Raw genomic sequence first — 13501 nt, 5'->3', positions numbered from 1 at the left:
TTAGGAACGGCATTACCGTTCCTTGCGATGCCTACCGGGAGGAATCCGAATCCCGCGGGCGGAACGGCAACACGACGAAATCCTGCCCTTCGCGCGGCTGCCACAGCACCGGCACGCGGTGCGGGGAGGGCGGCTCGAGGTCGCTGTCGCGCTGTGCCTCCAGCGCGTCCTCGTCTTCCTCTTCCCAACTGTAGCGCTTGCGCGGGGCCATCGGGTCGGACAGGCGGAACAGCAGCGCGCTGATGATGCCGGCGAAGGCGCCACCCATGTGCGACTGCCAGGACACACCCGGCTCATGCGGGAGAATGGTGATGAGCATGCTGCCGTAGAACAGGAAGGCGATCAGGCCGGCGGCAATGGCGGGGCGGTCCCGACGCAGCAGGCCCAGCACGAACACCAGGAACATCAGGCCGTGGGTGATGCCGCTGGCGCCCAGGTGGCGGCTGCCGATATCGCCGAGCAGCCAGGCGCCCAGCCCGGAGCCGATCCACAGCAGCGGGAAGGCCCGCAGGGTCGCCTTTGGATAGACGCTGCCTGCCAAAGTGCCAAGAATTAATAGAGCAAAGCTATTGGCGGCCAAGTGCTGGACCGAGCCATGCAGCAGCGGCGCACCGAGGATGCCCAGCAGGCCTTCGCTTTCCAGCGGGGCCACGGCCCAGGGGCGCCAATCGAAGTGGCCCTGCGCGGTGAACACCGCCACCAGCACCAGCACGAAGGCCAGGCTCAGGTTGAACGCCCGCACCACGCGGCCGCGGTCGTTGCGGGGAGAGACCGGCGGCTCGCCGGCAGGCAGGGGCAGGTTGGCGTTCATACCCAAAGGGATTGCGTCGCGCCAGCCTGAACACAAGGGCAACGCGACGGGAGACAGAGGTGCCGCCGACGGGACAATCCCGCCGGCGGCAATCAGGGGTTACGCGTCGCCGGTCTTCGGCGGGTTCTTCAGGCTCAGCACCACGGTGGCGGCGATGATCACCGCAACCACGCCCAGCGAGATCGGGGTGGGGATCTTGAAGATGTCGATCAGCATCATCTTGGCGCCGATGAAGGCCAGCACCAGGGCCAGGCCGTACGGCAGCAGGTGGAAGCGATCGGCCATGCCGGCCAGCAGGAAGAACATGGCGCGCAGGCCCAGCACCGCGAACACGTTGGAGGTGAGCACGATGAACGGGTCGGTGGTGATGGCGAAGATCGCCGGGATGCTGTCCACCGCGAAGATCACGTCGGTGACGGCAATCAGGATCAGCACCACGAACAGCGGGGTGTACCAGCGCTTGCCGTCGCGCATGACGCTCATGGCATTGCCGGCGTAATCGGGCAGCAGGCGCAGGTGCTTGCGCATCCAGCGCAGGGCTGGGTTGGTCTCCAGGTCAGGCTCCTGCCCGGCCGAGAACCACATCTTCCAGCCGGTGAAGAGCAGGAACGCGCCGAACACGTAGAGCAGCCAATGGAACTTGGTGAGCAGCACGCTGCCGGCGAAGATCATGATCGTACGCAGCACGATCGCACCCAGGATGCCGATGATCAGCACCTTCTGCCGCTGTTCCTCGGGTACCGCGAAGTAACCCATGATCATGAGGAACACGAAGATGTTGTCCACCGCCAGGGCCTTCTCGACCAGGTAACCGGTCAGGAACTCCAGGCCGACCTTGTTGGCCACTACCTGGCCGGCGGTCTCGTTCAGGTAGTACCAGAGGCCACCGTTGAAGGCCAGGGCCAGCACCACCCAGCCGATCGACCACCACAGGGCCTCCTTGAAGGTCACCTTGTGCGGGCCGCCGTGTCGCATCAGTACCAGATCGACCAGCAGCGCGATGATCACCACCGCGCCGAAGCCGCCCCATAACCACAAATTACCGATCGTCTGCATGAGTTTGTCCGTTGAATGAATGAAATGCCTCAAGCCGGACGGCGAGGATCTGCAACGGAGGATCGGAGGGGATCCGGGGACAGAGCTTCGCCATACGGCGAAGGTCTCGCTCGCAGTCCCACCGGGTGGGACTGCCGTTGCACCGGAGCCTGCGGGCTCGAATTGACGGCGACAACGTCTGGGAGCTACTCCCCTTCTGGGGCCGATTCTGCGGGCTGAATGGGTTGGCGTCAAATCGGCGGCCTGCCGGGCCATAGGGCCCGTCTACAATAGGCAGATGAATACCGTCCCCAATCCCGTTGTCCGCCTTAAAAACGCCTGGCGCTCCAGCCACCCGTGGATCTTCCAGAAACTGGTCGAAAAGCCCGCCGTCCGCCCGAAACCCGGCGCCATCGTCGACGTGGTCGGCGTGGATGGGGAGTGGATCGGGCGTGGCTTCTACAACGGTCATTCGCGCATCGCCGTGCGTATCCTCGAGACCGACCAGCGCGTCCCCGTCGATGCCGGCTGGTTCTCGCGGAAGATCGCCCAGGCGGTGTCGCTGCGCCGTGATGTCCTGAAGCTGGACACGATTTCCGATGCCTGGCGCGTGGTGCACAGCGAGGGCGACGGCCTGTCCGGCCTGGTGGTGGACCGCTACGGCGACCTGGTGGTGGTGGAGTTCTTCGCCGCCGGCATGTTCCGCCACCGCGAATGGGTCTACGAGGCGCTGCGCGAGCAGTTCCCAGGCTGCCGCTTCCACAGCTTCGCCGACGAACACGTGCAGAAGCAGGAAAGCTTCGACTTCCACGGCAACACCACCACCGAAGCAGCGGTGATCACCGAGTACGGCGTGAAGTTCCGCGCCGACCCGGCCGGTGCGCACAAGACCGGCTTCTTCGCCGACCAGCGCGAAAACCGCCAGTGGCTGAGCCAGGAAGTGGAAGGCAAGTCGGTGCTGGACCTGTGCTGCAACACCGGTGGCTTTGCGGTGTACGCGGCCGCGCGCGGTGCCTCTGATGTGCTGGGCATCGACATCGACGAAGACGTGATCGCCATCGCCAAGGGCAATGCGCGCCTGAACAACGTGCGCCCACGCTTCGTGCAGTCCGACATCTTCCCGTGGCTGCGCGACGCGGCCAACCGCGGCGAGCAGTTCGACGTGGTGATCCTGGATCCGGCGAAGATGACCCGCGACCGCGACCAGGTGATCACTGCGCTGAAGAAGTACCTGGACATGAACAAGCTGGCGCTGGGCGTGGTCAAGCCGGGTGGCCTGTTCGCCACGTTCTCGTGCACCGGCCTGGTGGCCGAGGACCAGTTCCTGGACATGCTGCGTCGCGCGGCGTTCTACTCCGGGCGCACCATCCAGATCCTGAAGGTCGCGGGCGCCGGCCCGGATCATCCGTTCATGGCCCACGTGCAGGAATCGCGTTACCTCAAGGCCGTGTTCTGCCGCGTGCTGGATTGACCCTCGCGTGCCGACCAACGGTCGGCACCCACCGCGAAATGGCAGGGTAGGTACCGACCGTTGGTCGGTACGCTTTGCTATGGTCTGACGCATTCCCATCCGAAGAGAGGCGTCATGACGTTGCGCAGCCTGTTCCTGCTGGTGTCACTGGCGCTGTGTGCGCCGCTGTCGGCCCACGCCATCGAGTTCAGCGCGCAGGAGCTTGCGCGCGCTGCCACCCTGCAGAAGAAACTGCTTACCCTCGACAGCCATCTGGACACGCCAGCGAACTTCCACCGGGAAGGCTTCGACATCCAGCAGCGACACGACCACAACGCGCTGTCGCAGGTGGATCTGCCGCGTATGGTGGACGGCGCGCTGGATGGCGGGTTCTGGGCCATCTACACCGACCAGGGCGACCGCAGCCCGGCCGCACACCAGCACGACCGCGATGCGGGCCTGCTGCGGTTGATGGAAATCCGCGAGATGCTCGCTGCGCATCCGGAGACCTTCGCGCTGGCACTGACCGCCGCCGACGCCGCCCGGATCAAGGCGGCCGGCAAGCGCGTGGTGTACATCAGCATGGAAAACGCCAGTCCGCTGGTCGACGACCCCACGTTGCTCAGCTTTTACCACCAGGCCGGCCTGCGCCTGCTCAGCACGGTGCACTTCGCCAACAACGAGTTCGCCGATTCGGCCACCGACACCAAAGGCGCCGAATGGAAGGGCCTGAGCCCGGCCGGCAAGGCATTGGTGGACGAAGCGGTACGGCTCGGCATCGTGATCGACCAGTCGCATGCCTCCGATGCGGTGTTCGATGACCTGATCCAGCGCATGCCGGTGCCGTTCGTGCTGTCGCACAGTTCGGCCAAGGCAATCTACAACCACCCGCGCAACCTGGACGACGTGCGCCTGAAGCAGCTGGCCAAGGCCGGCGGGGTGATCCAGGTGAATGCCTATGGCGGCTACCTGATCGACACCGGCAAGAACGCGGCGCGAACGCAGGCCGAAGACGCCCTGATGAAGCAGATCGGCGCCGATTACGACGACCTGAGCATGGCCCAGGGCGTGCAGCTGAAGCAGGGCCTGGCCGAGATCGACCAGCGCCTGCCCCTGCGGAAGGCAACCCTGGACGATTTCTTCGCCCACTTCGAACACATCCTGGGCGTGGTCGGCCCCGAGCATGTGGGTATCGGGCTGGACTGGGACGGCGGCGGCGGGCTTACCGACCTGCAGGACGTGAGCGATCTACCGAAGATCACCGCCTGGCTGCTGCGCAAGGGCTACACCGAGAAACAGATCGCGGGGATCTGGGGCGGCAACCTGCTGCGTGTGCTGCAGCAGGCGCAGGATCATGCCAACAAAAAATGACCGTTGGGGTGCCGGGCAACGCCCGGCACCCTTATCGTCAAGGCCTCAACGGCCGATCAGCGCATTGCGGCGGCTGTAGAGGAAATAGACGGCCAGGCCGATCACGTTCCAGATCAGGAAGTACAGCTGGGTGCTGCTCGGCAGGCTGATGAACAGGTAGATGCAGCCCAGCGCGGCGGCCGGGCCGATGAACCAGGCGATCGGCGTGCGGAAGGTGCGCTTGGCACCCGGTGCACGCTTGCGCATCACTACCAGGCAGATACCCACGGCAGTGAAGGCGGCCAGCGTGCCGGCGTTGGCCAGCGCGGCAATCTCGTCCAGCCGCGCCACGCCGGCCAGGGCCGAGACCACGGCAGCGCTGAACAGCGTGGTGGCCACCGGGGTACCGGTGCGCTTGTTCACTGCCGACAGGCCGCGCGGCAGCAGGCCGTCGCGGCCCATGACGAAGAACACGCGGCTCTGGCCGAACAGGAAGGCCAGCAGCACGGTGGGCAGCGCGACGATGGCCACCACACCGATGACCGCCGCCGCCTTGGGCTGGCCCAGTTCACGCATGATCAGGGCCAGCGGTTCGGCGCTGCTGCCAAACACCGCGTAGCTCATCGCGCCAACGGCGGCCAGCGCCACCAGCATGTAGATGATGGTGCAGCCGACCATCGAGCCGATGATGCCGATCGACAGATCACGGCCCGGGTTCTTGGTTTCTTCAGCGGCGGTGGAGATGGCATCGAAGCCGTAGAAGGCGAAGAAGATGATGGCGGCCGCGGCCATCACCCCACGCTCCACGCCATCCGGGCCCAGCGACTTGGCAAAGCCGTGCGGCATGAACGGGTGCAGGTTGGCTGAATCGAACGCGGGCAGCGCCACGGCGACGAACACGCCCAGCGCGATGATCTTCAGCACCACCAGGATCGCATTGAGCGTGGCGCTTTCCTTGGTGCCCAGCATCAGGCCGCCGGCGACCACCCAGGTGATGAGCACCGCGGGCAGGTTGAACACGCCGCCTTCCACGTGCGGGCCGGCCGAGAGCGCCAACGGCAGCCGAAGGTCGATGCCGGTGTTGCCGTGTATCCATTCCAGGAAGCCGACGAAATACCCCGACCACCCCACCGCCACGGTACTCACCACCAGTGAGTACTCCAGGATCAGGCTCCAGCCGACCACCCAGGCGAAGACTTCGCCCAGCGCGGTGTAGCTGTAGGTGTAAGCGCTGCCGGCGGCCGGCATCATGGTCGACAACTCGGCGTAGGACAGCGCCGCGCAGGCGCAGACCGCACCGGCGATGGCGAAGGAGATCAGCACCGCGGGGCCGGCGAGATTGGCACCCACGCCGATCAGCGTGTAGATGCCGGTACCGACGATGGCACCGATGCCCATGGCGATCAGGTGCGGCCAGCTGAGGGTACGAACCAGGCTCCTGCCGGCTTCATGGACGGTGACGGAATCGAGCGGCTTGCGCCGTAGCAGCGATGACATGGAACCTCACAGAGTGACTGGTATCGACAATTTTCCGAGTGTGACCGAACGCGGCGCAGCATTACTACTGCCGGACGTCGTGAATCCCTTGACGATCATTTCAAATAGCCCGTCTTGACGAATCTGGCACGACACGGCTGGCCGCGATCAACGGGCCCCAGCGCGCCACATCGTCGGCGCCCTGTGGATAGATCACGCAGGTGTCGTCGGGAAGCTTCTTGCAGCGCAGAACCCCCCGTTCATCGAATACCCGCCAGCCGCACGCGTCGGCCTCGGCTTCGCAGATGCGCCGGCGCAGCCCCAGCAACAGGCTGGCGGCGCAATCGAAGCGGCAGCCCCGGAGCTCGATGCGATCCAGCGGCTGCAGGTCCGCCACGATCCGCTGGACCGACGGATGGGCCAGGTCGACCCGGTCGGTGCTCAATGCCAGCAGGCGCTCGTCGTGGCCGGCCAGGTGCTGCACGAAGTACATGGGAGTGGTCATCTCGCGGTTGCCTCGCCACGGGTCGGATGCCCGCGATGGCAACGATTTGACACCTGCCGGCGCCTGGGAAGAATTACGCGCTATCGATCGCCGAGGACAATTTCGATGACGTTGCCTATCGCCGCGCGCCGGCAATGCAGGCGAAACGCCCACCCCGACAAGGGTTCAGCCACTCAGCCCCAGGCGCACGCCAAACCCGATCAGGAAAACCCCCGCGACGCGTTTCAGTACTACCCCCACACGCGGGTGCTGGATGATCCGACGGCGCAACAGGTTGCCCACCCCGATCAGCACCGAGCAGTACGCCAGGCTGAGCACGAAGATCAGCGTGGCCATGGTCGCGAACGTCACCACGCCCTGGTGCCGCGCCGGGTCGATGAACAGCGGCAGGAACGCCATGTAGAAGATGATCGCCTTGGGGTTGAGCAGGCTGATCAGCACCGCCTGGCGGAAGTAGTGCCCCGGCTGCAGCCGGATGCCGCCGGTGTCACCGCTGGCCGGCGCGGGCCGCAGCAGGCCGATGCCCACCCACACCAGATAGGCCGCACCGAGGTACTGCACCGCGTGGAACACCAGCGGGTTGGCCTTGAGCAATGCCGCCACGCCGGCCACCGCCAGCCACATGAGGATCTGGTCGCCGAGCAGCAGCCCGAACAGCGCGGTATAGCCGCCGCGCACGCCACCGCGCCCGGTGGCGGTGAGCAGGGTGAAGGTGCCCGGCCCGGGCAGCGCCAGGAACACCAGCACGGCGATGACAAAGGTCCACAGGTCCTGGATGCCCATCCACGGCATGGCGGTGACTCGACTTCGGGGGCCGCCATTGTCGGCTACCCGGCCCGCTGCCGACAGCGCTACAGCGCACGTCCCGGCAGATCGGCCAGCATCGGCTGCAGCCGATGGGCGCACAACGCATGCAGCTGGCGGATCGCGGGCGAAAACTGTTTGCGGTGCGGGCACACCAGGTTCAACGGCAGGCTGTCGCCTGCGCCCCCCATCAGCACCTGCAGGCGCCCGGCGCGCACATCGTCGGCCACATCCAGCCACGACTTGAACACGATCCCTTCGCCGGCCACCGCCCAACGCCGCACTACGTCAGCGTCATCGCACACCAGCTGGCCGCGCACCGGTACCACCACGCGCCGCCCGTCCTGTTCGAAACTCCAGCGGTCGTAGGGACGCCCGGCCAGCTGGTAGACCAGGCAGTGGTGGTCCTTGAGCGCGTCCAGCGAGGCCGGCGTACCCTGCCGCTGCAGGTAGGCCGGTGCGGCGCACAGCACGCGACGGTTGCCCGGCAGCAGGGGCAGCGCCACGTAGCTGGCGGTGTCGAAGCGGCCCAGCCGGAACGCGATATCCACCGGGTCGCGGAACACGTCGGCCACCTGGTCGGACAACAGCAGGCGCAGCTGCAGCTTCGGGTGCGCGGTGCGGAACTCGGTCAGCCAGGGCAGCAGCACATTGCGGCCGAGATCAGAGGGCGCGGCCACCTGCAGCACGCCGCGCAGCTCGGCATCTTCGCCGCGCACCCGGGCCTGGCCCTCGTGCAGGGTGTCCAGCAGGTCCTGGGCATACGGTAGATAGAGCACGCCTTCAGCGGTGAGGCGCAGGCTGCGGGTGGAACGCACGAACAGGCGCAGGTCCAGCTCCCGCTCCAGCCGGGCCACGGCGGCGGCTACCTGGCCGGGCAGCAGGTCGGCCTCGCGCGCTGCACTGGAGAAGCTGCCCAGCGCGGCGGTACGGACGAACAGCTGAAGATCCTCGAAGCGGACCATTTTCATTCCAGGAGTGAAAGTGCTGCTGCATTCTGCGCCTTTCCGGCTGGGGCCGGGCAAGCCAACCTGAGCGCCTCATCCAAGGACCTTCCCATGAAAGCCATCGCCTATACCCAGCACGGCCTGCCCATCACCGACCCGACTGCGCTGGTCGACATCACCCTGCCGGTGCCGACCCCGGGCCCGCGCGACCTTCGCGTGCAGGTGCGCGCGGTGTCGGTGAACCCGGTGGACACCAAGGTCCGCCGCGGCGTGGCCGTCGAGGCGCCGCGCGTGCTGGGCTGGGACGCGGTAGGCATCGTGGACGCGGTGGGCAGCGAGGTGACCCTGTTCCAGCCGGGTGATGCGGTCTTCTACGCCGGCGACATCAACCGGCCGGGCAGCAACGCCGAGTACCAGCTGGTGGACGAGCGCATCGTGGGCCGCAAGCCGACCAGCCTGGACGATGGCGCCGCCGCGGCGCTGCCGTTGACCGCGATCACCGCGTGGGAGCTGTTGTTCGACCGCCTGCGCATCGCCGAAGGCGGTGGTGAAGGCCAGACCCTGCTGGTGATCGGTGCGGCCGGCGGGGTGGGCTCGATCCTGGTCCAGCTGGCGCGCCAGCTGACCCGGCTGACCGTGATCGGCACTGCCTCGCGCCCGGACACCCAGGACTGGGTGTACGCGCTGGGGGCCCACCACGTCATCGACCACAGCCAGCCGCTGACCGAAGGCCTGGGCCGGATCGGGATCGAGGCCGTCAGCCACGTGGCCAGCCTGACCCACACCGACCAGCACTACGCCCAGATCGTCACCGCGCTGGCACCGCAGGGCCAGCTGGCCCTGATCGACGACCCCGGCCAGCTCGATGTGATGGCGCTCAAGCGCAAGAGCCTGTCGCTGCACTGGGAATCGATGTTCACCCGCTCCAGCTTCAGCACGCCCGACCTGCAGCAGCAGCACGTGCTGCTCAACCGGGTGGCCGAGCTGGTCGACAGCGGCGTGCTGCGCACCACGCTGGGCGAGAACTACGGCCGCATCGACGCGGCCAACCTGCGCCGCGCGCATGCGCACATCGAAAGCCACCGCGCGGTGGGCAAGGTGGTCCTGGAAGGCTTCTGAGCCTCAGGCCACGCCGTTGTCGCAGTGGCGGGCAAACCCGGGGCGCGGGCCGAGGCGGTGGAACCACGCCGCCACGGCCGGCAGTTCGGGTTTGTCGCCCGGGGTCAGCCGCCAGCGCTGGGTGGAAAGCCCCAGCACGATGTCGGCGAGGGTGAAGTCCTCGCCGGCCACGTAGGCGCCGGTCCCGGCCAGCTGCTGATCCAGGTGCTGCATGAGCCGGTTCCACTGCACCAGGCTGGCCTGCGCGGCGCCATCGTCAGGGTAAGCCGGGTGCTGGCGCACGCGGGCCATGAACACGTGCCGCCAGGCGGTGTTGAGGTCGGTGGCCTGCCAGTCCATCCATTGCTCCACCCGGGCCCGGGACCGCAGGTCGCGCGGCAGCAGGTCGTGGCGGCCGGCTGCCGCGGCCAGGTAGCGGCAGATGCTGTTGGATTCCCACAGCACGAAGTCGCCATCGCGGATCACCGGTACCTGGCCGTTCGGGTTGAGCGGGTGCAGGGCCGCGAGGAAATCCGCATCGTGGCCGTCGGCCCCGAGCTGCCGGTACTGCAGGCCCAGCTCGGCGCACAGCCACTGCACCTTGCGCACGTTGATCGACGTCGACTTTCCCAGAAGATCCAGCATGGAGCGATCCGGCGCAGCGAATGAGACCGGCTCAGCCTACACTTCTTCCATGCAACCTGAATTCCTCATCCTTGGCGGCCTGCTGTGTGCCGTCCTCATCCTGCAGCTGGTGGCCCTGCTGCGGCGTTCCGGCCATGGCGACCTTGAGCAGAGCCTGCGCGAAGAAGCGCGGACCGGCCGCAGTGAACTGCGCGAGCAGCTCGAAGGGCTGGGCCGGCAGCAGGACGCACGGCTGGAAACCTTCGCGCGCGCGCTGACCGACCTGTCCACCCGCACCGACCAGCGCCTGGACCAGCTGCGCGATGCGCTGGGCGAAGACGCGCGCAAGGCCCGCGAGGACGCCGGCCAGGCCCAGCAGCGCAGCGACGCCCACATGGCCGCGCTGCGCCAGGCCGTGGCCGACGATGCCCGACTGGGCCGCGAGGAAGCCACTCAGTCGCAGCACCGGTTCGGCGAATCCCTGGGCCTGCGCCTGCAGGAGATGACCCAGCGCAACGAACAGCGCATGGGCGAAATGCGCGCCACGCTGGAGCAGCAGCTGCGGAGCCTGCAGGCCGACAACGCGCAGAAGCTGGACCAGATGCGGGTCACCGTCGACGAAAAACTGCAGACCACGCTGGAAGCGCGGCTGGGTGCATCGTTCCAGCTGGTCTCCGACCGCCTGGAACAGGTGCAGCGTGGGCTGGGCGAAATGCAGCAGCTGGCCACCGGCGTCGGCGACCTCAAGCGCGTGCTGACCAACGTCAAGAACCGCGGCAGCTGGGGCGAGGTGCAGCTGGACAACATCCTGGAACAGACCCTCACGCAGGAGCAGTACGCACGCGGCGTCAAAGTGCGCCCGGACAGCGGCGAAATGGTGGACATCGCGGTGCGCCTCCCCGGGCGCGGCCACGAGGACACCCCGGTCTGGCTGCCGATCGATTCCAAGTTCCCGCGCGAAGACTACGAGCGCCTGCTCGATGCGCAGGAGCAGGGTGACGCCGATGGCGTACGCGTGCAGGGCGCGCAGCTGGAACGCGCGATCCGGATCCAGGCCAAGTCGATCTGCGACAAGTACATCGTGCCGCCGCACACCACCGATTTCGCGGTGATGTTCCTGCCTACCGAAGGCTTGTACGCCGAGGTGATCCGCCGCCCGGGGCTGGTGGACCTGCTGCAGCGCGAACACCGCGTGGTGGTGGCCGGACCGACCACGGTGACCGCGCTGCTCAACAGCCTGCAGATGGGCTTCCGCACCCTGGCCATCGAACAGCGCTCGAGTGAAGTGTGGAGCCTGCTGGGCGCGGTGAAGAGCGAGTTCGGCAAGTTCGCCGGCATCCTGGAAAAGGCCGAAAAGCAGATCAGCACGGTCGGCCGCAGCCTGGGCGAGGCCAGCCGCAAGACCCGCACCATCGAACGCCGCCTGCGCGGGGTGGAATCACTCGGCAGCGAGCAGACCGATCTGCTGCTGGGCGATGCCAGCGGCGACGATGACGATACCGGCGTGGATGAGACCACCCTCGCGCAGGACTGACACCTCCTGCCCGCACACTGCACTCCCCGCCTTCATTGTTTCCAAAAGGATTGAACCGATGCGCTTTGGCTTGATGTTGTCCCTGATGTTCGTGCTCGCCGGTTGCAGCACCGCGTCCCACCCGACCGATACCACCGCAACTACGCCCGGGACCGAAGGAGCCGTTGCGGATGCGGCCAGCTGTGCCGCCGCCGGCGGTGAAATGAAGCCGCTCGGCCGCCTGCAGCGGGTGCAGTGCGTGAAGCCGTACGCGGATGCCGGCAAGGCCTGCAGCGCCAAGACCGACTGCACCGGCCAGTGCCTGGCCGACGGCGAAACCGAACTCGTGGCCGGTGCGAAGGCGCGTGGTGTATGCCAGACCGACGTGAGCCAGAACTTCGGCTGCCGCCAGCGCATCGACAACGGCGTGGCCCAGGGCACGATCTGCGTCGATTGATTTCCCATTCCCAGGGCACATCTCCGATGTGCCCTTTTCACTTCGCACAGGATTTCCCGTGAGCCAGACCGTCTACGACATTCCCGTTTCCACCATTGAAGGCCAGGCCAGTTCGCTGGCCGACTACCGCGGCAAGGTGCTGCTGGTGGTCAATGTCGCCTCCAAGTGTGGGCTGACCCCGCAGTACGAAGGCCTGCAGGCACTGTATGCCGACAAGCAGGCTGCCGGCCTGGAAGTGCTGGGCTTCCCGGCCAACAATTTCCTGGCCCAGGAGCCGGGCAGCGACGCTGACATCCAGCAGTTCTGCCAGCTGGAATACAACGTGAGCTTCCCGATGTTCGCCAAGATCAGCGTGGCTGGCGATGACATCCACCCGCTGTACCAGCAGCTGACCCAGGCCCAGCCGGCCGCCACCGGCGAAGGTCCGATGCGCGAGAAGCTGCAGGGTGCGGTCGCCAAGTACGCGGATCTGGTCGTCAACCCGGCCCCCGGCGTGCTGTGGAACTTCGAGAAGTTCCTGGTGGGCCGCGACGGCAAGGTCATCGCCCGCTTCGCCCCCGACGTGCCGGCCGACGACGCGCGCCTGATCGCCGCCATCGACGCCGCACTCGCCGCCTGAGGGGCCTCGCATCTGCGCGCCCATGCGCCCGCAGGTGACCAGATGCTCAGATTTACCATACCACTCAGTGGTATGGTAAACTCATGACGCGAGTATTCAAGACGCGGGTGTTCGTCCGCATGATGCGCAAGCTTGATCTGACCGATGCCGCACTCTGCGCAGCGGTGCAGGAGATGATCCACGGACTGGTCGATGCGGATCTTGGGGGCGGCGTCCTGAAGAAGCGGGTTGCGCTACCGGGGCGGGGCAAGCGGGGAAGTACGCGCACATTGCTCGCCAGCAATCGTGGAAACCGCTGGTTCTTTCTGTTCGGCTACGAGAAGAATGTGCGTGCCAACGTCACGCCTGCTGAACGCGATGCATTGCAGCTTTTGGCCGTGGATCTATTGGGCATGCCGTCGGCTTCCCTGGACCTGGCTCTCGAACGAGGCGAATTGCAGGAGATCTGTCATGGCAAACAAGAGCCTTAAGGCTGGTACCCGGAGTGCGGTACTCGACGCAGTGCATGACACTGCCCGCGGCCTGCAGGATCACGGCTTCATCGACCAGCGACGGATGCATCAGTACGACGCACTGTGCCTTGAACCTGTACCCGAATACAGCAGTGCGCAGATCCGCGCGCTGCGCGACATGCTGAAGATCAGCCAAGCCGTGCTGGCCGGTGTCCTGAACACCAGCGTTTCCACGGTGCGAAGCTGGGAGCAGGGAGACAAGCGGCCCAGCGGGCCATCGCTGAAGCTCCTGAATCTGATCGACAGGAAGGGCCTTGAAGCAGTGCTGTAATCCGGCAGGTACGAAAAAACCCCGCCGAA

General features: G+C 66.6%; 14 protein-coding genes and 1 pseudogene. 8 read left to right on the top strand and 7 right to left on the bottom strand.

The genetic code is table 11. The features are described from left to right. Window positions 1–31 precede the first annotated feature (31 nt). Window positions 32–811, bottom strand: coding sequence for a rhomboid family intramembrane serine protease (locus tag SOM39_RS10025; RefSeq protein ID WP_320458242.1), 780 nt, complete (start codon window positions 809–811; stop codon window positions 32–34). 99 nt (window positions 812–910) lie between these two features. After that, on the bottom strand, window positions 911–1867 hold the full coding sequence (locus SOM39_RS10020) for a TerC family protein (RefSeq protein WP_184126365.1): 957 nt from the start codon (window positions 1865–1867) through the stop codon (window positions 911–913). Between the two features lie 277 nt (window positions 1868–2144). On the opposite strand from SOM39_RS10020, the gene SOM39_RS10015 reads away from it, so the two are divergent. Together SOM39_RS10015 and SOM39_RS10010 are read left to right on the top strand one after the other, a co-directional pair. After that, window positions 2145–3317 carry a class I SAM-dependent rRNA methyltransferase gene (locus tag SOM39_RS10015; protein ID WP_210132876.1) on the top strand — a complete coding sequence of 391 codons (1173 nt, stop codon included), beginning with the start codon at window positions 2145–2147 and terminating at the stop codon, window positions 3315–3317. A gap of 114 nt (window positions 3318–3431) precedes the next feature. Continuing rightward, complete coding sequence (locus SOM39_RS10010; RefSeq protein ID WP_249833382.1) at window positions 3432–4667, top strand: dipeptidase; 1236 nt, start codon at window positions 3432–3434, stop codon at window positions 4665–4667. A 45-nt stretch (window positions 4668–4712) separates the two neighbouring features. Here the strand turns inward: SOM39_RS10010 and SOM39_RS10005 are convergent, their stop codons facing one another. From SOM39_RS10005 to SOM39_RS09990, 4 genes and pseudogenes are all read right to left on the bottom strand, one after another. Beyond that, window positions 4713–6143, bottom strand: a complete 1431-nt coding sequence (locus tag SOM39_RS10005) for an amino acid permease (protein WP_095362380.1) — start codon at window positions 6141–6143, stop codon at window positions 4713–4715. A gap of 100 nt (window positions 6144–6243) precedes the next feature. Then, a complete protein-coding gene (locus SOM39_RS10000) occupies window positions 6244–6627 on the bottom strand; it encodes a hypothetical protein (protein WP_184126369.1) in 384 nt (127 codons plus the stop codon). A 165-nt stretch (window positions 6628–6792) separates the two neighbouring features. Beyond that, the gene (gene leuE, locus SOM39_RS09995) at window positions 6793–7419 is read right to left on the bottom strand and encodes a leucine efflux protein LeuE (RefSeq protein WP_217537879.1); all 627 of its coding nucleotides are present in this window, start codon (window positions 7417–7419) and stop codon (window positions 6793–6795) included. 18 nt (window positions 7420–7437) lie between these two features. Next, window positions 7438–8402: pseudogene (locus SOM39_RS09990) on the bottom strand (LysR family transcriptional regulator); the annotation flags it as partial. An 87-nt stretch (window positions 8403–8489) separates the two neighbouring features. Here SOM39_RS09990 and SOM39_RS09985 point away from each other — a divergent pair. Further along, entirely contained in the window at window positions 8490–9497 is a 1008-nt protein-coding gene (locus SOM39_RS09985; RefSeq protein ID WP_320458240.1) for a zinc-binding alcohol dehydrogenase family protein, read from the top strand. Window positions 9498–9500: 3 nt separating this feature from the next. On the opposite strand, the gene SOM39_RS09980 is transcribed toward SOM39_RS09985, so the two are convergent. Continuing rightward, the gene (locus SOM39_RS09980) at window positions 9501–10121 is read right to left on the bottom strand and encodes a glutathione S-transferase family protein (protein WP_320458239.1); all 621 of its coding nucleotides are present in this window, start codon (window positions 10119–10121) and stop codon (window positions 9501–9503) included. A 49-nt stretch (window positions 10122–10170) separates the two neighbouring features. Here SOM39_RS09980 and rmuC point away from each other — a divergent pair, with 49 nt between their 5' ends. The 5 genes from rmuC to SOM39_RS09955 all read left to right on the top strand — a co-directional run bounded on the left by rmuC (window position 10171) and on the right by SOM39_RS09955 (window position 13472). Continuing rightward, a complete protein-coding gene (gene rmuC / locus SOM39_RS09975; RefSeq protein ID WP_095362376.1) occupies window positions 10171–11634 on the top strand; it encodes a DNA recombination protein RmuC in 1464 nt (487 codons plus the stop codon). A 58-nt stretch (window positions 11635–11692) separates the two neighbouring features. After that, window positions 11693–12070: a hypothetical protein gene (locus SOM39_RS09970; RefSeq protein ID WP_217537882.1), complete on the top strand. Its 378-nt coding sequence runs from the start codon at window positions 11693–11695 to the stop codon at window positions 12068–12070. A 58-nt stretch (window positions 12071–12128) separates the two neighbouring features. Next, window positions 12129–12689, top strand: coding sequence for a glutathione peroxidase (locus SOM39_RS09965; protein ID WP_320458238.1), 561 nt, complete (start codon window positions 12129–12131; stop codon window positions 12687–12689). Between the two features lie 83 nt (window positions 12690–12772). Continuing rightward, window positions 12773–13159 carry a type II toxin-antitoxin system RelE/ParE family toxin gene (locus SOM39_RS09960; protein WP_320458237.1) on the top strand — a complete coding sequence of 129 codons (387 nt, stop codon included), beginning with the start codon at window positions 12773–12775 and terminating at the stop codon, window positions 13157–13159. Then, window positions 13140–13472: a helix-turn-helix domain-containing protein gene (locus SOM39_RS09955; RefSeq protein ID WP_095362372.1), complete on the top strand. Its 333-nt coding sequence runs from the start codon at window positions 13140–13142 to the stop codon at window positions 13470–13472. The genes SOM39_RS09960 and SOM39_RS09955 overlap by 20 nt, the downstream gene beginning before the upstream one ends. The last annotated feature ends 29 nt before the right edge of the window (window positions 13473–13501 follow it).

The sequence above is a fragment of the Stenotrophomonas sp. CFBP8994 genome (assembly GCF_034044835.1).
Lineage (GTDB): Bacteria > Pseudomonadota > Gammaproteobacteria > Xanthomonadales > Xanthomonadaceae > Stenotrophomonas > Stenotrophomonas rhizophila_A.
The sequence above is the reverse complement of the archived record's forward strand: the minus strand, read 5'-3'. Positions and strand labels throughout refer to the sequence as shown.

What these genes read in the sequence shown, in the direction of transcription:
- SOM39_RS10025 (WP_320458242.1), bottom strand. Translation starts at nt 811, where the DNA reads ATGAACGCCAACCTGCCCCTGCCTGCCGGCGAGCCGCCGGTCTCTCCC.
- SOM39_RS10020 (WP_184126365.1), bottom strand. Translation starts at nt 1,867, where the DNA reads ATGCAGACGATCGGTAATTTGTGGTTATGGGGCGGCTTCGGCGCGGTG.
- SOM39_RS10015 (WP_210132876.1), top strand. Translation starts at nt 2,145, where the DNA reads ATGAATACCGTCCCCAATCCCGTTGTCCGCCTTAAAAACGCCTGGCGC.
- SOM39_RS10010 (WP_249833382.1), top strand. Translation starts at nt 3,432, where the DNA reads ATGACGTTGCGCAGCCTGTTCCTGCTGGTGTCACTGGCGCTGTGTGCG.
- SOM39_RS10005 (WP_095362380.1), bottom strand. Translation starts at nt 6,143, where the DNA reads ATGTCATCGCTGCTACGGCGCAAGCCGCTCGATTCCGTCACCGTCCAT.
- SOM39_RS10000 (WP_184126369.1), bottom strand. Translation starts at nt 6,627, where the DNA reads ATGACCACTCCCATGTACTTCGTGCAGCACCTGGCCGGCCACGACGAG.
- leuE (WP_217537879.1), bottom strand. Translation starts at nt 7,419, where the DNA reads ATGCCGTGGATGGGCATCCAGGACCTGTGGACCTTTGTCATCGCCGTG.
- SOM39_RS09985 (WP_320458240.1), top strand. Translation starts at nt 8,490, where the DNA reads ATGAAAGCCATCGCCTATACCCAGCACGGCCTGCCCATCACCGACCCG.
- SOM39_RS09980 (WP_320458239.1), bottom strand. Translation starts at nt 10,121, where the DNA reads ATGCTGGATCTTCTGGGAAAGTCGACGTCGATCAACGTGCGCAAGGTG.
- rmuC (WP_095362376.1), top strand. Translation starts at nt 10,171, where the DNA reads ATGCAACCTGAATTCCTCATCCTTGGCGGCCTGCTGTGTGCCGTCCTC.
- SOM39_RS09970 (WP_217537882.1), top strand. Translation starts at nt 11,693, where the DNA reads ATGCGCTTTGGCTTGATGTTGTCCCTGATGTTCGTGCTCGCCGGTTGC.
- SOM39_RS09960 (WP_320458237.1), top strand. Translation starts at nt 12,773, where the DNA reads ATGACGCGAGTATTCAAGACGCGGGTGTTCGTCCGCATGATGCGCAAG.
- SOM39_RS09955 (WP_095362372.1), top strand. Translation starts at nt 13,140, where the DNA reads ATGGCAAACAAGAGCCTTAAGGCTGGTACCCGGAGTGCGGTACTCGAC.